The sequence below is a fragment of the Halobellus sp. genome, from assembly GCF_042218505.1.
Classification (GTDB): Archaea; Halobacteriota; Halobacteria; order Halobacteriales; family Haloferacaceae; genus Haloquadratum.
This window is the reverse complement of sequence record NZ_JBDGQZ010000050.1, coordinates 83,169-104,016: the sequence shown is the minus strand read 5'-3', so window position 1 is coordinate 104,016 and position 20,848 is coordinate 83,169. Positions and strand designations below refer to the sequence as shown.

At 64.0% G+C, this 20,848-nt stretch carries 17 protein-coding genes and 1 tRNA gene; 4 read left to right on the top strand and 14 right to left on the bottom strand.

The window, feature by feature from the left end:
* Positions 1-61: 61 nt before the first annotated feature.
* Complete coding sequence (gene aspS / locus ABEI27_RS13475; protein ID WP_375799919.1) at positions 62-1,366, bottom strand: aspartate--tRNA(Asn) ligase; 1,305 nt, start codon at positions 1,364-1,366, stop codon at positions 62-64.
* Between the two features lie 823 nt (positions 1,367-2,189).
* Here aspS and ABEI27_RS13470 point away from each other — a divergent pair.
* On the top strand, positions 2,190-2,900 hold the full coding sequence (locus tag ABEI27_RS13470; RefSeq protein ID WP_375799918.1) for a hypothetical protein: 711 nt from the start codon (positions 2,190-2,192) through the stop codon (positions 2,898-2,900).
* A gap of 339 nt (positions 2,901-3,239) precedes the next feature.
* Here ABEI27_RS13470 and ABEI27_RS13465 read toward each other — a convergent pair whose 3' ends face one another.
* From ABEI27_RS13465 to ABEI27_RS13445, 5 genes are all read right to left on the bottom strand, one after another.
* On the bottom strand, positions 3,240-3,962 hold the full coding sequence (locus ABEI27_RS13465) for a phosphoglycerol geranylgeranyltransferase (RefSeq protein WP_375799917.1): 723 nt from the start codon (positions 3,960-3,962) through the stop codon (positions 3,240-3,242).
* 78 nt (positions 3,963-4,040) lie between these two features.
* Complete coding sequence (locus ABEI27_RS13460; RefSeq protein ID WP_375799916.1) at positions 4,041-4,703, bottom strand: winged helix-turn-helix transcriptional regulator; 663 nt, start codon at positions 4,701-4,703, stop codon at positions 4,041-4,043.
* Between the two features lie 61 nt (positions 4,704-4,764).
* Positions 4,765-5,841: a glutamate--cysteine ligase gene (locus ABEI27_RS13455; protein ID WP_375799915.1), complete on the bottom strand. Its 1,077-nt coding sequence runs from the start codon at positions 5,839-5,841 to the stop codon at positions 4,765-4,767.
* Between the two features lie 124 nt (positions 5,842-5,965).
* A complete protein-coding gene (locus tag ABEI27_RS13450) occupies positions 5,966-6,604 on the bottom strand; it encodes a fibrillarin-like rRNA/tRNA 2'-O-methyltransferase (protein ID WP_375799914.1) in 639 nt (212 codons plus the stop codon).
* Positions 6,601-7,452, bottom strand: coding sequence for an NOP5/NOP56 family protein (locus ABEI27_RS13445; RefSeq protein WP_375799913.1), 852 nt, complete (start codon positions 7,450-7,452; stop codon positions 6,601-6,603). Before ABEI27_RS13445 ends, ABEI27_RS13450 begins: the two co-directional genes overlap by 4 nt.
* A 204-nt stretch (positions 7,453-7,656) precedes the next feature.
* Here ABEI27_RS13445 and ABEI27_RS13440 point away from each other — a divergent pair, with 204 nt between their 5' ends.
* Positions 7,657-9,027: a sulfatase gene (locus ABEI27_RS13440; RefSeq protein ID WP_375799912.1), complete on the top strand. Its 1,371-nt coding sequence runs from the start codon at positions 7,657-7,659 to the stop codon at positions 9,025-9,027.
* A 33-nt stretch (positions 9,028-9,060) separates the two neighbouring features.
* Here the strand turns inward: ABEI27_RS13440 and ABEI27_RS13435 are convergent, their stop codons facing one another.
* On the bottom strand, positions 9,061-9,561 hold the full coding sequence (locus tag ABEI27_RS13435; protein ID WP_375799911.1) for a dihydrofolate reductase: 501 nt from the start codon (positions 9,559-9,561) through the stop codon (positions 9,061-9,063).
* Between the two features lie 154 nt (positions 9,562-9,715).
* Here ABEI27_RS13435 and ABEI27_RS13430 point away from each other — a divergent pair, with 154 nt between their 5' ends.
* On the top strand, positions 9,716-10,732 hold the full coding sequence (locus ABEI27_RS13430) for a Gfo/Idh/MocA family oxidoreductase (protein WP_375799910.1): 1,017 nt from the start codon (positions 9,716-9,718) through the stop codon (positions 10,730-10,732).
* An 81-nt stretch (positions 10,733-10,813) separates the two neighbouring features.
* Here ABEI27_RS13430 and ABEI27_RS13425 read toward each other — a convergent pair whose 3' ends face one another.
* The 5 genes from ABEI27_RS13425 to ABEI27_RS13405 all read right to left on the bottom strand — a co-directional run bounded on the left by ABEI27_RS13425 (position 10,814) and on the right by ABEI27_RS13405 (position 17,086).
* Entirely contained in the window at positions 10,814-13,147 is a 2,334-nt protein-coding gene (locus ABEI27_RS13425; RefSeq protein ID WP_375799909.1) for an alpha-xylosidase, read from the bottom strand.
* A gap of 65 nt (positions 13,148-13,212) precedes the next feature.
* Positions 13,213-15,270 (bottom strand): pentapeptide repeat-containing protein, encoded by a 2,058-nt coding sequence (locus ABEI27_RS13420; RefSeq protein ID WP_375799908.1) that lies wholly within the window; start codon positions 15,268-15,270, stop codon positions 13,213-13,215.
* A gap of 404 nt (positions 15,271-15,674) precedes the next feature.
* A tRNA-Met gene (locus tag ABEI27_RS13415) sits at positions 15,675-15,749 on the bottom strand.
* A gap of 80 nt (positions 15,750-15,829) precedes the next feature.
* Positions 15,830-16,279, bottom strand: a complete 450-nt coding sequence (locus ABEI27_RS13410; RefSeq protein WP_375799907.1) for a GtrA family protein — start codon at positions 16,277-16,279, stop codon at positions 15,830-15,832.
* A complete protein-coding gene (locus tag ABEI27_RS13405) occupies positions 16,280-17,086 on the bottom strand; it encodes a glycosyltransferase (RefSeq protein ID WP_375799906.1) in 807 nt (268 codons plus the stop codon).
* A gap of 119 nt (positions 17,087-17,205) precedes the next feature.
* Here ABEI27_RS13405 and ABEI27_RS13400 point away from each other — a divergent pair, with 119 nt between their 5' ends.
* Complete coding sequence (locus tag ABEI27_RS13400; RefSeq protein ID WP_375799905.1) at positions 17,206-19,629, top strand: DUF2298 domain-containing protein; 2,424 nt, start codon at positions 17,206-17,208, stop codon at positions 19,627-19,629.
* 36 nt (positions 19,630-19,665) lie between these two features.
* Here the strand turns inward: ABEI27_RS13400 and ABEI27_RS13395 are convergent, their stop codons facing one another.
* Together ABEI27_RS13395 and ABEI27_RS13390 are read right to left on the bottom strand one after the other, a co-directional pair.
* Positions 19,666-19,923, bottom strand: a complete 258-nt coding sequence (locus ABEI27_RS13395) for an HAH_0734 family protein (RefSeq protein WP_375799904.1) — start codon at positions 19,921-19,923, stop codon at positions 19,666-19,668.
* A gap of 111 nt (positions 19,924-20,034) precedes the next feature.
* Positions 20,035-20,742, bottom strand: coding sequence for a hypothetical protein (locus ABEI27_RS13390; protein WP_375799903.1), 708 nt, complete (start codon positions 20,740-20,742; stop codon positions 20,035-20,037).
* Positions 20,743-20,848: the final 106 nt, after the last annotated feature.

Here is a 20,848-nt window from a genome sequence, read left to right as displayed (position 1 = left end):
CGGTTTGGTGGGGCGCTGCGCTCGGTCCGGCGGGCTCAGGTGCTCGCAGTCGCGTCGTCGCCTACGGCGACAGACGCTGCCGGTCACGCGGGAACAACACGGCCTCCCGGATGTTCTCCAATCCGAGCATCGTCATCACGAGGCGCTCGCCGCCGAGTCCCCAGCCGGCGTGCGGCGGCATCCCGTATTTGAACATCTTCGTGTAGTACTCGAACTGATCGGGGTCGAGACCCTGCTGTTCGAAGCCCTCGACCAGATGGTCGTAGCGGTGTTCACGCTGCCCGCCGGAGACGAGTTCCATCCGCGGGTGCATCATATCGAAGCCCGTCGAGAGTTGCTCGTCGTCGTCGTGGTCTTTGATGTAGAACGGCTTGATCTCAGAGGGCCAGTCGGTGATGAAATAGTGGGAACCGACGTCGTCGCCGAGCGCACGCTCGCCCTCCGTGGGGAGGTCGTCGCCCCAGGCGAGTTGCGCGTCGAGTTCGCCCGTCGCGTTGATCCGTTCGATGGCCCTCTCGTAGGTGAGTCGTGGGAACTCGCCGTCGGGGACCTCGAACTCCTCGGTGAGGCCGAGCGTCTCCAGTGCGGACTCGCAGTTCTCGGCGACGCCCTCGTAGGCGCTCTTGACGACGTGCTCGCAGGCGTCCATCGCCTCGGTGTGATCGGCGAAGGCCGACTCGAAGTCGATTGACGTCGCTTCGTTGAGGTGCCGCGGGGTGTTGTGCTCCTCAGCGCGGAAGATCGGGCCGATCTCGAAGACGCGCTCGAGGCCGGAGCCGACCATCAGTTGCTTGAACAACTGCGGCGACTGATTCATAAACGCCTCCTCGCCGAAGTACGTGATCGGGAACAGTTCGGTACCGCCCTCGGTCCCGGTAGCGACGATCTTCGGCGTGTTGATCTCCGTGCAGCCGAGATCGCGGAAGGCCGCGCGGACGGAGCGGAGGATCTCCGAGCGGATCTCGAAGACCGCCTTCACCTCCTCTTTTCGGAGGTCGAGCGTCCGGTTGTCGAGCCGCGTCGACAGTTCGGCATCGACCTTTCCGGAGGGATCGAGCGGGAGTTCGGTGTCGGACTCGGCCAGCACGTCGATCGATTCGGGGAGGATCTCGACGTCGGTGGGCGCACGCGGTTCCTCTTTCACCGAGCCGCTGACGCTGATGACGCTCTCGCGGGCCACGTCGAGACCGGTCTCGACAAGTTCGTCGTCCATCGAATCCGCTTCGAGTTTGATCTGAATCTTCCCCGATTTGTCCCGGAGAATGAGGAAAGCAATCCCGCCGAGGTCACGGACCTCGTGGACCCAGCCGGCGACGGTAACCTCGTCGCCGGGCTCGGCGTCAGCCGTGAAAGTTCTGTCCTGCATATCCGGATGTATCGGCCGGTCGGTCTTAAAAACGGGCGGTTCACATCCACCTTTTTTCACGGAGGGGTCCTGCGGACCCCTCCGCGCAAAAACCTGGAGGGAACAATGCCGCCGGACTCGCGGCCTTCGGCCGCTCGTCGGCGGTGAACCGCTCGCTTCGCTCGCGGATGGTCGGTATCGGAGAGCGACCTGTCACCTCACATTGGAACATATATCATTTGTTAAACTCCGTCCACTGAGTACAGAGAATCTATCGGACAGACGGACGTCTTGAGCCATACTCGAGACTGAGTATAGCTAGCAATCAGGAGGCTCTCACCCGTGGACCAATTTCCCACCAGGGCTTCGGAGGTGTGGACACTCCCCCGCATTGATAATGACTAGTCTCGTCTCCTATCGGTGATCGCCGTGAACGTGAGTGGCGATCACCGGCAAACAGTGAGACTGTAGTAGCGTTTGCAAGTCTTCGCTCACTCGATTGCACGACTGCGTGTAATCAGATGTGCAATCAGTGCAAACGCTACTATACTCATTGTGAGTCTTCGTAGCGTCAGTACGTGATTATAGTCAGCGACGAGCGCCCGAAGTGTATGTTTCTCCAGTCTAACAGATCCGGTACGACGGTAATTTATAGACGGAATTATATTACCTTCCCTAATATATAAAGAGATGCGACTGATTTTAATATTTGCTTGAACCGCTTTCAGGGGAAGTCTGAACATATTCTGTGACACCCTGAGAAGACTCACGCAACTCAATACAATATGGGTATCTGCCTATGCTACTGGTGCGTGCGCCGCAGGAAGGCGTACGGTGATCAACTATGCAACGACGCAAGTTCCTGATCGGAATGGGATCACTCGCTGCCAGTGGGGCAGCCGCAATCGGTACCGGTGCGTTCTCTACTGTCCAAGCGAGCCGAAATGTGAGCGCGAACGTGGCCGCCGATGACCAGGCACTTCTCGCGCTACGCGACAAGACTAACGGTGAAATCGTTCGTCAGAATAGCTCTGACCAGTTGGTTATCGACTTTACTGCCAACGGGCGGGCAAGTGGGATCAATCCTGACGCTGTCCACCAGATAGGCACGTTCGGAAGTTTCAGCGGAAAAGGAGAGATTAAGTCCGAACCCAATGGTGCATACACCGATCCCGCATTCAATATCGTCAACCAGACCTCACAAGCGCAAGAGGTCGAGATGAGTTTTGATGGGAAAGCAAACAACTGTCTGCTAGCAATGCAGATCGACCGAGGTGCGCCCGATGATACTGGTCGTGACACGCTAGTTGCTGCAGATGACGATACGTCGGTTAGTGCTGATAACAGAAATGATACTGATGCAGATGGTGTTACTGAGGCTTACAGAGAACAAGCCAGTGTCTCGTTACCCTCTGGAGACCGTGCCGGTGTTGCCATCCTCGTGAACACTAAGCGGTACCGCCTCCCGGGGAATGTCGACGCGGACGCACCGGCAGATGCAAGCGCTGACCTGTCTGGAACGCTTACCATCAGCGCCACCGATCCCGATAACTGACTACTCACACAGTTCTCCACTTCGGCGGGATAACCATCCGTCTACATTAGCCGAGTTATAGTAGTGCTACCCGGCAGCTACCAGATAGCTCACATATGCCCTGTATCAGGCGACCTACTATCCCAGTGGTTGAAATGTGTACTTGACTAACATCCAGTCCGTGTCCGACACAATGGGTAGAGCACCTCTTAGTGCTGGCAGAGGGGGAGGTGAAAGGTCCGCAGTCAGGATCCAACTGGGGACTCAGCTGACTTAGTCTGAGATCAGCACCCAACCAACTGTCCGACTGCAACCGGAGAGAGAACCGGACCGGACGCGACCGGGCGAGTCACGCGAAGGCTATTCGACGACCGCCTCGGCGTGGGCGTCGGCCACGCCCTCGACGGTCTCGCGGACGGCGTCGACGCCTTCGTCGTGAAGAAGGTCGCCGACGACGATCGTGTCGGCGTGCTGTCCCATCTCGTAGGCGCTGTCGTAGTCGCCGATGCCGCCGCCGTAGAACAGCGTCGACTCCTCGAGCGCCTCGCGAGCGGCGGCGACTTTCTCTGAGTCGCCGAACGTGCCCGAGTACTCGATGTAGACGATCTCCTGTCCGAACAGCTTCTCCGCGACGGCCGCGAAGGACGCGACGTCGTCGGCGGTCTGTTCGGTGTTGGCGTCCGTGAGTTCGGCGACCGAGGCGTCGGGGTTGAGGACGATGTACGCCTCTGTCGTCGTGCGCTCCCAGTCGAGGGGGCCGTCGATACGGACCCACTCCTTGTGTGCGCCGGTCACCCAGAACGAAGAGTCAGCGTTGAATACGGTCGGGACGAGATACCCGTCGAGCGCGTCGGATTTTATGACGACGCCGGGATTCGAGGGCTCCTGATAGAGCGGCACGTCGTATCGCGCGCAGGCGTCGACGACGTTCTGCATCTTCTCGGTCGTGATGTCGAGTGTCCCCCCGATTTCGATGGCGTCGGTACCGGTCCGACAGACGTCCTCGAACGTCTCTCCGTCCACGAGGTCTTTATCGGGGTCCACTTTCAAAACGTGGTCCCAGTTGGTCCAAGGCCCGGTCATTGGCGGTACGTCGCCGTGAGGCGTTAAAAATGACGCGAAAACACCGTTCGTGCGGAACGTTTCGAGCGCGCGGCGGTCTCAGGCGGACTCGTCGTCGGGGTCCGTCGGGTCGCCACTCGCGGACGCGTGGTCCTCACGCCCGTCGCTCGCGTCCTCGTCGACGGTGATGTTGACGGGGCCGCCGTCGTTCTCCTCAGTTGCGCCCCCGAGTTGATTGTCGAGGGTGAAGACGGTGTTCAGTTCGGACTGGACCTGCTCGGCGACGCTGCGTACCAGATCGCTCGGCGCGATTGCAGTGTACTCGTAGGGGTTGTTGCCCGCGCCGGCGTTCTCGCGCTTGCGACGCGAGACGGTCTCTTCCTCGTGGAGTTCCGCGAGCGCCTCGCGGACAGTGCTGGGGTAGAGACCGGTTCCGTCGGCGACTTCCTCGCTGGTGGAGTGGGGGTTCTTCCGGAGGAAGACGTAGATACGGGCGCGCGTCTCCGTGTCGAGAAGCCACGCGAGCAGGTCGACGATTCCCTCGTCGAACTCCGAGACCGCTCTGTCGGCCTCGGCTTCGAGGCGGGCGCGGGCGCTGGCGTCCTCCCCGTGGGCGTCTTCTTCGTGAGTCTCTCCCTCGTGCGTGTCGTCTGCGTCGGCGACGCCGATGTCCAGTCCTCCCTGATCGTGGGCACCGTCTCCGCCCGCTGTTGTGTCGTGATTTCCCTCGTCGTGCTCGTCGTGTGGATCCTCGGAGGACATCGTGTTCTATCACAAAGGTCAAATCTCGGCGGCTAAAAACTTTTCTCGCTGTGGGGTGCCCTCAATCGAGACAGATCGCCTCGCACAGGGCGTCCATTCCCTGCTCTTCGAGGAGGCGACGCTGCCACACCGCGCCACTCTCGGTGTCGAAGCGCCGACGGAGCGCGTCCGTCGGCAGTCGGTCGGATTCGGCGGCGACGAACTCCGCGAGCGTCACCGTGTCTTCGGCGTCACGGGTGATGAACTCGGCGTCGTAGCCGTACCGCATCGCGTGCCACTTGTTCGCATCGAGGGTCTCCCGGCGGATCTCTGATCCCGACTCGCCGGCCTCGTAGCGATCGGCGAGGTCGCTGACGAGCGCGTAGACGTACTCCACGAAGTCGACCGTCGCGGCCGGGTTGCTCTGGGCGTCCGGCGTACGGACTTCGACGGTCCCGTGGCCGGTGTGGGGGCGGACGTCGTACCAGAGTTCGCCACGGTCCTCGATCGAACCGAGTTCGACCATCTGCCGTTCGAACTCCAGATACGACTCGAAGTCCGCGAATCGGGTCGGCATCCCCGTGTTCGGCAGTGCCTCAAATATCTTCGCGCGGGCCGACGAGAGTCCCGTGTCCAGACCGCACCAGAATGGGGAGTTGACCGACAGCGCGAGGAGCGGGGGCAGGTACCACCGGAGTTCGTTCGCGATCCAGGTGGCCTTCTCGGCGTCGTCGACGCCCACGTGGACGTGGAGGCCAGCGGTGGTGTTGCGATGCTGTGGATACTGGATGCGGTCGAGTTGCGACTTGTATCGCGGCTTCGTCGCGTGATCGAGTTCACGCCAGTCGGCCGCCGGGTGGAGCCCCGCGGCCGCAATGCGGTAGCCGTGATCGGCCGCGTGCTCGACGAGCGCCTCTCGGACCTCGCGGACGACCGAATCGACCGAATCGATGTCCTCGATCAGCGGGGTCTGCGTTTCGATCGTGAACTGAAACAGTTCGTGATCGAGGCGGTCTTCGAGAATCCCCGTCGGGGGGTGGTCGTAGACGAGATCAGCGATACCCGACTTCGGACGGCCGCGCTCGTCGACGATGTAGAACTCCTCTTCGACGCCGAGCGTACCCATCCGGTCGAACGCGTCAGCCGACCCTAGGTCCATCAGCACGTGGTTTGCAGGGCCCGATTAAATATGTCGCGGGCCGCGGCGAAGCCTTCGCTAAACCGCACCCCGCGCAGCGGTCATCGCTCGGTTCGCCCGCCACCCGGGTCGGTGGAGAATTCACTCACTTCGGCGTGGCGATCACCGCGAGGTGATCGTCGTGATACCGATCAAGCCGCTGGGTGTCGATAATCTCGTACTCGGCACGGAGATCCGCGAGGACGTCCGAAAAGACCTCCGCTGGATCCGAGAGGACGTCTTCGCTCCGCGCCTTGATCGCCGCCAGCAGTCGGCCGTCGGGGGCGAGGAACCGCTTGTTCCGCAGCGCGACGGTCCCCTGCCCGCGCGTCGCGACGTCCTGAATGATGCAGTCGAGGCCGGATTCGACGACGTGCGCGTACGTCTCTGGCTCGCGGGCGTCCTTCAGGAGCGGAAAGAGGGTCTCCCGGGACTCGGCGACGTCGAGGAGGTCCCGCGCGGGGCGCGGGGCGAACTCGACGGCGTAGGTCGGCCCAGCGAAGTCGGCGACGTGGGAGACGGTCGTCCCCGCGGCCGCACCGAGATAGAGGACGCGCTCGCCGCCGTCGAGACCGACGTCTGCTCCGAGTTCGAGCATCGCGCCGAGTTTCGACCGGCCGGCATCCCACGCTCGCCACCCGTCGTCATCCTGCGGTTCGCCGTACACCGGCTCACCTCGCGTCGCGAGTCGCTCGCGGCCGTCGAACGATCGCCGCTCGACGCCCGCCGGCAACGAGGGGCTCACTTGCCCACCTCCCGCGACCGGATGGCCGCCATCCGCTCGTCGAGGTCGTCGTGGACCGATTCCTTGTACTCGCCCGAGTAGTGGTCAATCCGGGCCGCAATCGCGAGTTTGGCTGCGAATGCCCGCGCGGCCGACCCGCGGTTCTCGGGATGCGTCCCGCGGACGTACTCGTGCGTGAAGATGACGCCGTGTTTCGGCGACGGCCCGTGGCCTCGGAGATGTGCGAAGAGCGCGTCTTCCGCACCGAGGACCTGGACGGTCCCCGCGGGCTTCTTCGCCAGCGGTTCCAGTCCACCTGCGAGTGCGATCAGTCGCGCTGCGAGCACGGGGCCCGCCATCGCGGCCAGGTTCGGGGCCACCTCGGGTGCGTGCGACTCCACGAACGAGCGGAGGTCGGCCCGCTCGGCGTCGAGACCGACGACGCGTTCCGCCAGCGAGACAACACGCTCTTGCGCGGGCGTCTCCGCCGACCACGCGGTCACCGCGCGGGCCCCCTCGATTCCCGTCGGGGTGTCGCGTTCGAGCGACCCTGCCCACTCCGCGAGGCGTTCCGCGAGTTCGTTTGCCGTTCGTTCGGCGTCGTCCATCGCTCTAATCGCGTGTGTCAACTGCTGGTCGTCGGCGCGCTCGCGTTCGGTGACGGCCTCGCGGGTCGCACGGCGCGTTGCCTCGCGAAGCACTCTGTAGTACTCGTCCTCGTCGTCGACGAGACCCGACTGGACGGCGCGTTCCGGCCAGTTTTGCGGTTCACCGGCTTCCCCTTCGGAAATTGCAGTCGCTGCTGCTTCGACATTCTCTGGGTCGAAATCCGTGAACCATCCCGCGTGTTCGGGATTTGAACCGCTCATAGGTACAAATGAACACGGCCCGGTATATGTATTCTCGAACGGCCCCGAGCCCGAGATTCTGGACTGGGACCTATGAGCGGGAGTACGCGAGCATCGAGTATGACCGAATGCGTCCGGGCGGTACAGAACGATAATTCACCGCGCTCCCAACACGGGAGACCGGCAATCAGAGGCGTTTTGGTACTCCGAGCAGTACGAATTGGCGTGTCAGACGCCAACGTTCTACTTGTGGTGTTGGATTGTGTTCGGGCCCGCAACACCTCACTTCACGGGTATCGGCGCAAAACGACGCCGGTGCTCGAGGAGTTTGCCGAGGGCGCGACGACGTACACCCAGGCCCGGTCGCCGGCCGGTTGGTCGCTGCCGTCTCACGCGAGTATCTTGACGGGCGTCTCGCCGGCGGAGCACCAGATGCAGATCACCGACCGACTGGAAGCCGGCCACACCGTCTTCGAGGACCTCTCCGAACAGGGCTACGATACGGCAGTCTTCTCGGAGAATCCGTACCTCACGGTCCACGAGAGCAATCTCAGGGCAGCGTTCGACGAAGTCGTGACCGAAACCGACGACGAGACGCGGGGTGCAGATGCGGACGACGACACCGTCACCGTGGACGGATTCTGGTACGTCGACCGGTTCGAGGAGTGGCTCGGCGACCGCGATGACCCGTGGGCGGCCTGTATCAACCTGATGGACGCCCACACCCCCTACGAGACGCGCGCCAACTACGACGACTGGCGCGACGAGTTCGCGGCGGCGATCCACGAACAGCTCCCGTTCAAGTGGCGCTGGGGGGTGTACGGTGGATCCGTCCCCCAGACAGTGGTGTACCCGTTGCGTCGACTCTACGACGGCGCCGTCAAGCAAGCGGACGCAGCGTTCGGCCGCGTTCTGGAGGCACTGGAGACGGACGGCTCGATAGACGATACGCTCGTCGTGGTCACGGCGGACCACGGGGACGGATTTGCCGAGCCAACGGCAGTCGGGGGCGATCCGCTGCCGCTTATGCACGGGATGGGGACGCACGAGGTGGTGTACCACGTACCCCTCCTCGTCAAGGCACCGGGGCAAAGGGCTGCGAGCAGGATTACGTCGCTCGCTGATCCGTCGAAGTTCCCGACCGTCGTGGAGGCGGCTCGATCGGCAGACGCGTCGGCAGATCCGGGCTGGTTCACCGCCGAGGACGGCCGCGTCGTCGCGTACCAGGCCCCGCCGAACGCACAGGAGGCCGAGAAGGCACGGCGGTTCACCGACAATCCCGAGCGGTTCCTGCAGGAGATGAGCATCGTCTACACCGACGGGCCCGGCAACAGCGTCTACAAGCACGCGTCGTGGGGTGGCGCGTCGTACGCCGCACAGGTGTCTGGGACTACGGCTGACACGGTCAGTCTCGACGTCGACGGCGTCTGCAGCACGCCGCCGCTCGAAGTAGCGAGGCAGATCGCCGAAGACGGCACGGCGCAGATATCAGCTCCGCTGGAAGAAGGAGAAGACGAGTTGGACAAGTACGACAACGACGACGAACTCGAGGACATCGACGTCACACAGCGGCTCGAAGATCTGGGATATCTGTGACGCACTCGGAGGGGTGCCGAGCGGACCGACCGATCAGTTCGAGTCGGTGGACTCCCAGAAGTCGATTCTGAACCCGTTGTAGGAGTTGTCGATCGATACTTTTTCCCACGCAGTGTCGTCCCACTCCGGGAAGCGCACGATCCGACGACACGATTCGTGGTCGATCAGATAGTCGACGACGCTGATCACCATCCGGTCGTACTCGGGCAGGAAGGCATCGTAGATCTCGCCGCCGCCGAGCACGTACACCGTCTCTGCATCCATCTCCGCAGCCATCGTTAGCGCCTCCGCAGGTGACCTGGCGATGGTTGCAGTCGCCGGCCCAGCCGTTTCGAGCGATCGGCTCAGAACGATGTGCCTGCGACCCGGCGGGTCGGGCAGCATCGATTCGTAGGTTTGCCGTCCGAGAATGACCGGACTCTCAGAGACTCGATCCTTATATTGTTTCACGTCTGCCGGATAGTTCCAGGGGACATCATTTTCGGTCGCGATGACTCGATCCTCTGTCATAGCGACAACCGCTACCAGTTCCATCGAACCACGTTACGTGCCAGAGACGGATAGACTCATCTGTGTGTCACTGCGGCACAAACAGGGTGACGGATCGGCGATGAGCGGATCGTTTCTGCGAGTGATTGAGCCTCGACCGCGGCAGACCTAAATCCGCAGGGACACCGAGTACGGACGAATGAACGAGCCGATCGAACCGCGGCCGTGGGAGCGAACGGTGACTGCGGGCCCTCTCAGCGTCGCGATTGTCGGCGTGGGAGCGTTCGCCAGAGAGTACGTGCTTCCGGGGATCGAGGCGTCGAGGCACTGTGAGACGACGGTACTGGTCTCTCCGGACGTCGAAACGGTCGAGACTGCGAAATCCGTCGAACGGCTCGCTCCCGAGTCGTTCCACGATGGCGCCGCCGCGGAGGCGTACGACGCCGTCTACATCGCCACCCCGAACCACCTCCACAGACGGGTCGTCCAGACCGCGGCGTCGATGGGAAAACCGATTCTCTGTGAGAAGCCGGTCGCACCGACGGCAGACGGGGCGCGAGCGATCCGTGCCCTGATCGACGACGCAGGGGTGCCGTGTCTGATCGGCTACCGAGTGCAGTTCAAACCCGTGATGCGGTCGCTCCGGGACGCGATTCGGGAGGGGCTGATCGGGACGCCCGTGTCCGCACACTCTGACGTGGCATTCCGCGTCGACACTCAGGAGACCGAGGGCTGGCGACTCGATCCCGACAGCGGCGGAGGCGCACTTCGAGACATCGGGATCTACCCGATAAACACGCTGCAGTTCCTGCTCGATCGACCGCTCGAAGCGTCGTGGGGCGACCTCCGTCAGGACCCCGAGCTGGGAGGCGTCGACGCGCACGCCGCGTTCGCACTCGCTGATGGCGATGACTTCCGCGCGCTGTGTTCGGCGAGTTTCGCCGCGGAGCCGACGAGCCATCTGCGGATCAACGGGACCGAGGGACTGGTGGCGATCGAGGAGCCCTATCATCCGTCGGCACAACCGGTGGTGACCATCGTCGAGCACGGAACGCGGCGGACGGTCGGTCCCGACCCGTTCGACGAGTACGCCGCCCAGGTCGATTATTTCGCGCAGTGCATCTTTCGGGACGAGTCGCCGACGCCCGACGCAGGTGAGGGGGTGAGAGATCTCGAGCGCATCGAGGCGATCGAGGAGGCCAGCGCGAAGTCATAACGGGCCGACACGGACAGGAGAGATGGCCGGGTGACACGAGAGAGAGCCCCTCAGAGGACTGGACAGACACCGGTGAGCGACTCAGCGATCGATATCGAACCGGAGGGTCTGTTCGGTGGCGTCGTGTTCCACGGCGGAGTCTGCGAGGTCCGTCCCATCGACGGTGACACGGTCCGGTGGCGAGAGCGCGTTCTCGACCACCACCGTACCGGACGGTAACGCGCCCGACGTCGTGACCGCCACCGCGTCCCACGAGTCGTCGATCGTCACGTCAATCGAACCAGCGTCCGGGGCCTCGGGGTGTCGGACGGTGAACTTGGCGGTCGTCTCCCGCTCTCGGTGGGGATACACTCGGTACCGGAGTCCTGACGGTGGCCTCTCCGAACGGGACGACGACGGACGCTCCGGGACGACGCTCCCTGCCCGGACGAACAGGGGGAGTTCGTCGATGTCGGCAGTGACCGTTCGGCGCTCCGGTCCGGTGCGATACTCGCCGCTCCAGTAGTCGATCCACTCTCCAGGCGGGAGAGTGACGCTCACCGACCCGTCGTCGGACAGAACCGGGGCGATGAGGAACTCCTCGCCCACCATATGCTGCGTCGCAGACGACGACGTCGGGTGATCTTCGAATTCGAGCGCCATCGGACGCATCACTGGAACGCCGGTGGCGGCCGCTTCGCAACCGTAACTGAGGTAGTACGGGAGGAGGCGGTAGCGGAGTCGTGCGAACTCGCCGACGACCTCGGCCGCCCGGTCGCCGACCGCCCACGGTTCACGGGGCGTCTTGCCGTGAAACCGCGGGTGCGACAGCGCGAGCAGTCCCCACTGGGCCCACCGGATGTAGAGCGTCTCCGAGGGAGCGGGCTTGTACCCGCCGATGTCGCAACTCCAGAATTGGAAACCGGAGGCGAGCAGACTCAGGCCGCCGCGGACGCTCGCCCGGAATCCGTCGAAAGTCGACTTCGTGTCGCCGCCCCAGTGAACCGGGTACTGCTGGGCGCTTGCCCACGCGGAGCGCGACCAGAGGACGGCCGGCTTGTCGGTCCCCTCGAACGCGCCTGCGACGGCGCGCTGGTACTCGACCGGATACGCGTTCTTCGCAGCCGTGCCGGTCCGCCGATCGGCCGTCGTGGTCTGCGGGGGAAGGTACTCGCCGAAGTCGGTCTTGAACACGTCGGCACCGACGTCGATCAACTCCCGGTGGATCTCCCGCCACCACTCGACTGCCTCGGGGTTGGAAAAGTCGACGATGCCGGCGCGGGCGGTCGGGTAACTCGGTCGCCTGAAAATGTACGTCCGACCTTCGTGATCGTGGACCAGATACCCGTTCTGTACGGCCGTTCGAAACAGATCTGTCCCCGTTTTGACGTACGGGTACTCCCACAGCGAGAGTTTGAATCCGCCCTCGGCGAGACGCGAAGCCATCCCTTCGGGATCCGGAAACGAGTCGGGGTCGAAAGCCATCTCCGGGGCCTCCATATCCATCCACTGCGGGTCGACGTGGATGACGTCACACGGCATCGAGCGATCCCGTATCTCACCGGCGACGTCGAGCACCTCCTCCTGGGATTCATACGAGTTCCGGGACATCCAGACGCCGTACGTCCACGCGGGGAGTTCGGGCGCTCGACCCGTCAGTCCGGTGTACGAGGAGATGACCTCCTTCAGCGAGTCGCCGGCGAAGACGACGACCGAGAGGACCGGCGCGGCTACGTCGATCGCGGTCACGTCCGGCGTCTCGTGGCCGAAGTCGAACGTGACGTCCGCCGTTGTCTCGACGAGGACGCCGTACCCCCGGTCGGACAGAAAGAACGGAACTGGAGCGTAGGTCTCGTCGGAGTTCGTACCGTGTGCCTGGGCGACCGAGGTTTCCACGCGCTGGCCGCTCTTTTCGAACGCGGTGAACTGCTCACCCAGGCCGAGGAAGGACTCGGCGGGGTCCGACCTGGTCGAGAACCCCGTCCGGGTCACCTCCAGCGGGTAGTTGTCGACGACGGTCTCCTCGTATCCCATCGGAGGGACGCGGAACTCGCCACGGTTGTTCGCGACCTCGATGCCAGTGTCGAGCAGCCGATCGCCGTCGCGAGAGACAGTGAACGCGGCCGTGCCGCGGTCGATCTCGAAGGAGAGGCCGTCGGTCGAAAGTTCGACGGCGTCGTCGCTCGAATCGACGGCGACGGGCGGGTCCCGTGCGTACTCGTCGTACGGAAGATCGAGCGGGGAGCAGTCCGTCGAAGAGGCTTCCGGGTTCGGACGGAAGAGCAGTCTGACCGCGTCTTCCCGGAGGAACTGGACGGAAAGCGGGAATCCGCGGTCGGGAGACGGATGCTCCGCGGAGGGGGCGGAGACGCCACAGTCGAATGTGAACGCCTCGTCGAACTCCGTCGCCAGGACCGCAGAGAGTGCCAGCCACATTACCAGCACACACTCGCATATCGAGTAAATAGGTACTGGTGTCCGCGGGCGCTTTATGTGAGGGGTCACCGGTGGACCTGGCGGGTCAAGACGAATACGAACAACCCGACGATGAACGCCCCGACGAATCCCTCGAACGCGCTCAGCAGCCGGATCATTAGGGCGTCTGTCCCGGACGGCGAGCCGACGACGAAAGCGATGAAACTCTGGAAACTAAACAGGAAGTACGCGAGAATCGAAGGGTTCTCAACGCCCGCTAACGGCTCGCCGCTACCGGCGTAAGCGAGCGTGAAGAGGATCACCATCCCGATGGAGAAGCCGAACACCCGGAGCGGTCGTTCACCGTATCCGGCACTCACCGCGAACAGCCAGTTTCTGACCCACTGGGTTCCCCGATAAAACTTCGCTGTCAGCGACTCGGCCCGGATCATATTGTCCCAGTGGCGTTTTCGGCGAAAGGTCCGCTCTTTCTCGAAGAACCGGCCGGCGGTCACGCTGTCGCCGACGTTCGAAGCCCCGTTCTTTGCTCTGAGATACGTGGTTTCCAGCGCGCCCAGGGTCGTCTCCAGTGCCGTCTCGTCTCCGGTTGCGGAATCGACTTGCGCTTCAGCGCGCTCCAGCGCCCGCTCTCGAGTGTTCCGTTCGATCCCGCGTTCCTCAACAAACGCGAAATCGACGGTGTTGTACTTGCCACTGGAACCGAGCGGGTCGGCGTCGCCGAACGCAGGATGTAGGTCCAGAGCGATCTCGTTCAATCGCGTGGCGAGCTGAATGTCCCGCGTGTATTCGTCCATCACCGTGTGGATGGTGTACTGCAGATCGTCGAAACTGACCTCGGCCAGTTTGCCGAATTTGAACCCGTCGAACTCCGTCCGGTAGAATCTGATGTAGTTGAGGAGGCTCTCCTCGAAGTCGCCGTGCAGGTCGACGTCGCCGACGACAGCGTCGGTGAAGTCGTAGATCACGTCTCCCTCCTGCGGCTGGATATACTCGCCCGACGCGATCGTCGCGTCCCGATGTGACAGGACCCCGACGCCGACGTCGTCGGCGGGTTCGACGACCGCCTCCTCCCGAACGACCGTGTCGGCCAGATCGATGATATAGTGGAAGGAAACGTCGCGCAACACGAACGTGCCGAACTCTGCACCCACGAAGGAGGCGATGCCGAGATCCGACTCCGAGACGTACACCGTGTCAATCTCGGCCTCGTCGAAGACGGTCCAGTCGAACGCCGCGCCCTCGGAATCACGCTTGATCGTGAGTTTGTCGAGCGTCACCCCCTCGAACGTCGCTGCGTCGGCGGAGACACCCGCGAAGTGCGCGACCCGACCGTCGACGCCCCTGAATGCCAGATACGAGAAGGAGGCATCGTTGAAGTAGCCGCCCTCGATATCCGCGTTGATGAACGTGGCGACGTGGAACTCGGAGTTGAAGAATCCGGACTCGCCCAACTGCGCGTACAGGAAATTCGCCCACTTAATATCACATCGATGGTAATTAACGTAGTCGATGTCGGTCCAATAGAAGCGAACGCGTCTGATCTCGGTGTCCTGAAAGTACGCACGCTGAAGATTCGCCTGGTCGAATTCGACCAGGTCCGCGGTGAGTTCTTGAGCGTAGAGTTGGTGCCAGTCCGATTCGGTCGCATTGAGACGGGTGACGTTGCTCCCCCTGATGTCGACGGGGTTCGTGAACTCGACTGATTCGAGGTGCAGCGCCGCCGCATCACAACACCGGAGGTCGAGTATCAGATTGTCCGACGTGCTCAGGTGCTCGAAGTTCAGGTCCATCTCGCCGAACTCCGCGCCGATGAACTGCTTCAGTTTCCGCCGCTGGTCGCGATCAGCCCCGGAGAGGTCCATCGTGACGAGCGAGGCGAAGTGCTCGCCGAGGTCGAGATCCGCGGGCCGGTCGTCGGGATCGGTGTGGAAGACGCAGGTGTCGTGGTCGGCGTACCGGGCGTGTGAGCAGTGCCAGTATCCCTCGTCGTCGAGGACGATCCCGCCAACCTGTTCGGACATCGTCTCTTCACGCGGTCCGGTCGGGATCTCTTCCACGTGCTTGGTGTACGTACACCCGGGTCCTCGTTCGAAGTACGTCGCAACGTCCTCCGGGGGTCGCATACGGAGTATATACGACGAGACCATCATAGTAATTGTCCAACAGTCAGGCTTCGCAGGGTCGACTCCGACGCGTCTGACGGCGGTTTCACCCTCGAGGAACCGCAGCGGTACCCGCGCGATACGGAACAGTCGGGAGGACAGTGACGAAGCGGAGTGTGAGCGGTGCGGCTTTCGCTGTCGCTCTCTCGTTCAAATCTCTCTCGTGACTACTGCACTGAACTCACAGGGGGGTTCGGCGATGAACCGCCTCGCAACGTGAGTTCGTAAACCAGTAGCGGGAGGTAGATTTGAACTACACGAACCGCGCTCCCGCTCGGTTCTCTCGTTCAAATCTACTGTGGCTATGAAACCGAACCCGCGGAGTACTCGGCGATAGAACGCCTCGCAGTGAGGTCGGAAAATCATAGCGGGAGGTAGATTTGAACTACCGATCTCCGGGTTATGAGCCCGGCGGAATCTCCTGGCTATCCCATCCCGCTACTGGAACGAAACCGTGGGCTACGGTTAAGGGTTGTGTTTCACCCGCAGTGTGGCAGTTTCCCTCGAAGTAACACGGCTCTCACGCACTAGTCACACGCCACGTGAGCAGGCTTTCGGCGACGTAGTTCAGGAGTACCGACGCCCCAATCGCGATGGGGATCGGGATCAACTGCCAGAGATCGATACCGAGAAACGGCAGGGTGAGTTCGACCTGTCTGAACGCGCGGACGATCAGAAACTGCACAGCGAGGCCGCCACTTCGGACGACGTTCGATCGGACGAACCGACCGAGCGTCGGAGTCACGCCCGAATCGCCGAGTTCGGAGAAGGTCCAGCGCTCGTTGATCGCGAACATCACGATGATGGCGACCTCCGCGCCGACGAGTTTGGCGTACTCCCCGAGGACTCCGAGACCGACGATGAGCGCGGTCGTCGTGGTCACATCGAAGACCGCACCCACCGCGCCGACGGAGACGAACTTCCCGAAGCGAACGCCCGACAGGAGCGCGTCGGCGGACTCGCGGAGCATTCAGTCGGCCTCGACGGCCTCTGTCTCGCCCGCCGCCAGTCGATCGAGCAGCGACGGTTCGCTTCGGCCAGTCGCGAGTAGTTCGTGCAGTCGGTCCTCACGCAGCAGTCGCGCTCGGTGGCGAGCGGTCACGAGCGCCCGAGCGAAGCGGAGGGTCGTGCCGACCGTCGAGACGGTCGATCCCGGCTGGTCCTCCCAGCGAACGGGGACCTCGACGATCTGATGCTCCAGTGCGTTCGTGATGGCGACGAGTTCGATATCCCAAGCGAATCCCGGTTCGTAGAGGTGCTCGCGGACATCACGCCACGTGTCGGCGGTGAGCGCTTTCGCACCGCACTGGTAGTCGTAGAGGCTCTCGTCGAGCATCCGCCGCGCGAGCCACGCGAATCCGTCACCGAGTCGCCGCCGAGCCAGCGTCTGATGTGTCGCGACGTCGGCGTCCGGGTGTCGTCGAGACCCGACCGCGAGGTCGGCGTCGCCGTCGGTGACGGTGGAGACGATACTTGCGAACGATTCCGACGGAGTGCTGCCGTCGGCGTCAGCGAACGCCAACACGTCGACGTCGGCAACGAGCGCCTCGAAGCCCGCGGTGATCGCCGTGCCCTTTCCACGCCGGCGGTCGGCAGTCGCAACTTCGACGCAGTCGGGGAGGGGACCGAGTTGCTCGTAGATGTCGGACCGCGGGGCGTCGAGTTCGACCCGGACGACCGACAGGTCGAGTCGCGCCGTAAGCGCGTCGAGATAGGCGGTGAGACGCTCGGGATCCGGGCGATATGCGGGGACCACGATCCCGACGGAGCGAGTCATTACCTCCCGGTACCGGCTTTTGCGGTAAAAACCAACCGCTACGCGTCGCGGGAGCGGTGTTCCGCAGAGCGCCATCACAAAGCGTATGTTCCGCCGTCTCGCTCCCTGAGACACGGAGAATGGAGTACGCTCTCGTTGTCCTGTGGGTGGCCCTCTACGCTGCGCTCTTCGCGCTCGGCCTGCCGCTCGCCGCGCGATTACTCCCGGGAGCACGGGGTCGCGGAGCTGGGTTCGCAGTACCGATTGCGCTCGTCGTCCTTAGCGTCCCCGCCTACTGGATCGGCCACCTGTCGTGGGGACCGCTCGCGCTCACTGGCGGCGTCCTCGCGCTCCTCGTCGCAAGCGCGCTCGCAGGCATCAATATCGACGCACTTCGGGACGGGACGCTCAGACTCGGCGTGGATATCGACCGCGACGCCGCGACCGACGCGGCTGTCGTCTTCCTCCTCGGGTTCGCGTTCATCGTCGCGATCCGGGCGCTCGATCCGGCGGTCCATCCCGGCGGAGGCGAGAAGTTCCTCGACTTCGGCCTCCTGAAGACGCTCGCGCGCTCACCGACGCTCCCACCGGAGGACTTCTGGTTCGCAAACGAACCGATAAAGTACTACTACGGTGGCCATCTGACGGCGACGCTGCTGTCGTGGCTCACGGGCGCGCCGCCGCGGTTCGCGTACAACCTCGCGCTCGCGGGGTTCTACGCCGCGCTCGTGAGCGCCGCCTTCGAACTGGCAGGAGCGATCGGGGCCGACCGACTGCCCGGCGTCCCGGACTCGCTATCGCCCCGACGCGCACGCCGACTGGCAGGGGTCGTCGCTGTCTTCTTTGTCGGCGTTGCGAGCAACGTCGTCACTGCCGGCCGATTCGCGCTCCTTGCGCTCCCCGAATCGCTACAACGGCCCGCAGCGGCGGCCGTCGCGGCACGGAGCCGATACACCGTCGAGGACATCCTCGCGGGCGTGGACTCGTTCAGTTACTGGCGCGCCTCCCGGGTCATTCCCGGGACAATCAACGAGTTCCCGCTGTTCGCGTGGATGAACGGCGACCTCCACGCGCATATGATGGGGACGTCGACGCTGCTGCTGGCCGGGGCCGTCGGCTACGCCTACTACCGGACACCGCAGTCGAACCGTCGGCGGCGACAAGCGCTCGTCTTCGGCGTCCTGCCGATCCTCGCGGCCTGGCAGGCGGTGCAGAACACCTGGAGTTTCCCCAGCGTACTCGCGCTCGGATGGCTGGCAGCGATGTTTGCCCCGGCCGATCCAGCGACGCTGTTCCCTGATCCGATCGCTGTGCGACTCCGTTCGGGTGTCAGAGGAGACGGCGATACCGAGACGTCGGTGTCGGCGCCGTCGCGGCTCGACGGTGAACTCCGACGTCTCGGCGGTGCGACGCTCGCGGTGCCGGTCGCTGCGACAATCGCCGTCCTGCTGGCGCTCCCGTTCCTGCTCGGTGCGGCGACGGGTGGCGGCGGGCGGTCGGTCGAGTTCCTCGAGCGCTCGATGCGCAGCGGCTTCGGCGGCCTGCTCCTGGTCCACGGGGCGTTCGTCGTCGGCTTCGGGGCGTATCTGCTCTCAGGGGTCCACCTCGAACGGCGCTGGCCGCTCGTTCTCGCGGTCCTGTTGGCCGGGGTCGTCGGCCAGCAGATCGGCCTCGCGGCGCTCGGGGTGTCGGTGCCGCTGCTCGTGCTCGCGTGGGTCGGACTCCGAACGTCGCGGTCGCTCGGCTACGAGACGGTCCTGATCGTCGCGGGCGCAGGACTCGTCACGCTCGTCGAACTCGTCTACGTGAACGAGCAGGCGGGCCCCGGGCGGATGAACACGGTGTTCAAAGCGTATATGCAGGTGTGGGTGTTTTGGGGGACGGCAATGGGGGTGGCAGTTCCCGGATTCGTCCTCGCAACCTTCGATCGCGACGCGGCTGGGGCGGCCGGGGCGGCGCGACGCTCCGTCGGCAATATCCCGTGGCGACGCGTCGGAGCCGTCGCGCTCGCGGTCGTCCTGATCACTTCGACGAGCGTCTACGGCGTCCTCGCGCTCGGGTCACACGCGGAAACCACGCCGGCCGGCGGGCCGACGCTGGACGCGACGCAGTTCGTCGAGACGCAGCATCGGGGTTACGATCGGGCAATCGCGTGGGTCGACGATCTGGAGGGGCAACCGACGGTGCTGGAAGCGCCGGGCACTGGGTGGTATCCCGGCGGCACCGACGGGCGCGGACGGGTGATGTACACGTGGCAGGCGAACCCGATTTCGAGTCTGACCGGGGTACCGACCGTCGCGGGCTGGCAACACGAGGTGGGCTACCGCGGACGAGAAGCGTACCGCCAGCGCGTCCGCGATGTGGACGCGATCTACACCGGTAGCGCGGCGGTCAGGGCCGACCGCCTCAAGCGGTACAACGTCGAATACGTCGTCGTGGGGCCAAATGAGCGGGCTCGCTACGGTTCGATCGAATTCGAAAGCGACGCGTTCAGGCTCGTCCACCAGTCCGGTGACGTCCGGATCTACGCTGTCGCTCACGACGCCCTGCCGGTCGGTTCCTAGCGGGTCCGCACCGCCCGTTCGAGAAGACAGACTGCGTTACGTACCGCGCTCGACGATCACGTCGATCGCCTCGGCGTCGACCGCAACGACATCGAGAAAGTGCGGGACGAACTCCCGCTTCTCGAACGCCTCACGTTCCGCTTCGCTGCCGACGGTGCACCACAGTTGCGGCCGCTCCGCGCCGTGGTAGTCGCTCTGTCGATCGATCGAGAAGCAGACGACCTCCTCACCGTCGAGTTCGATGGTCGCGCCGCGGCCGATGCCGGGATCCCCACGAATGATGACTTTCTTCATACGACGACGTTGGCTCAGTCGGGGCTTAATCGCTTCGGAGACGGTTCGCCGGGGCAGTCACCCACCTTCGAGACGGGAGACAACGAGGCGGCGTTCGCCGCCGTCAATCTATCAAGCGTTGTCCACTGTCGAAGGTGGACCAGCGCGCCCGACGAGCACGCGCGCAACGCGGCGGAGCCCGCACCCTATGACGAATCCGACGAGAGCGATCGGCGCGCCGAACGCGAACGCGACGACGAGCGCCGTCCCGACCGCGTCGGGGAGCGAGACGGCATACTGCCCCCAGGAGTAGGTGACGGTGGTGGCGTATCGCGTCACCGCCGCGCCGAAGACGGGCGCGCTCACCAGCACGCCGGTGGGAAGCAGTCCCGAGTTGACGCCTGCGCTGATCGCGCCGAGCGCGATCAACCCGGCGACGGCGAGAAAGATGGCCAGCGAGGGATCGGTGCCGTACCACGTTCCGCGAACCCAGGCGGTCAGCGTCTCGTATCCGACCGTCGAACCGACCCACCAGGCGGTGCCGAGCGCCAGGGCCGGCGATAGCAGTCCCACGAGCAGCGAGACGTCCCGGCGGATCCCGAAGACGGCAACGCGGAGCGGCCCGTAGACGAACGCCGTCACGGGACCCGAAAGCACCACTCTGGCGCGTCTGGAGGCAGTTGCCCACATCGATTGGAGGGGTCGAAAGAGCCGGCGAAGCGCGTGCCACGCAATCTGAGACAGCGAGCGAACTGCTCCGGTCATTCGTCGGGCGATACGAATCACGAACGCGGCCACGACGCTGGCGGCCGAGCGGAGGGAGGACCAATCCGGGCGCATATCCTGTTGTCCCGGTGGATTCCACTTAACGATTGGTGCGACAGATCGACACAGCCGCGTGTGCAGGGTTGGAACCGTCGCGCGTCGGGAGAACGGCTGTCGCTCC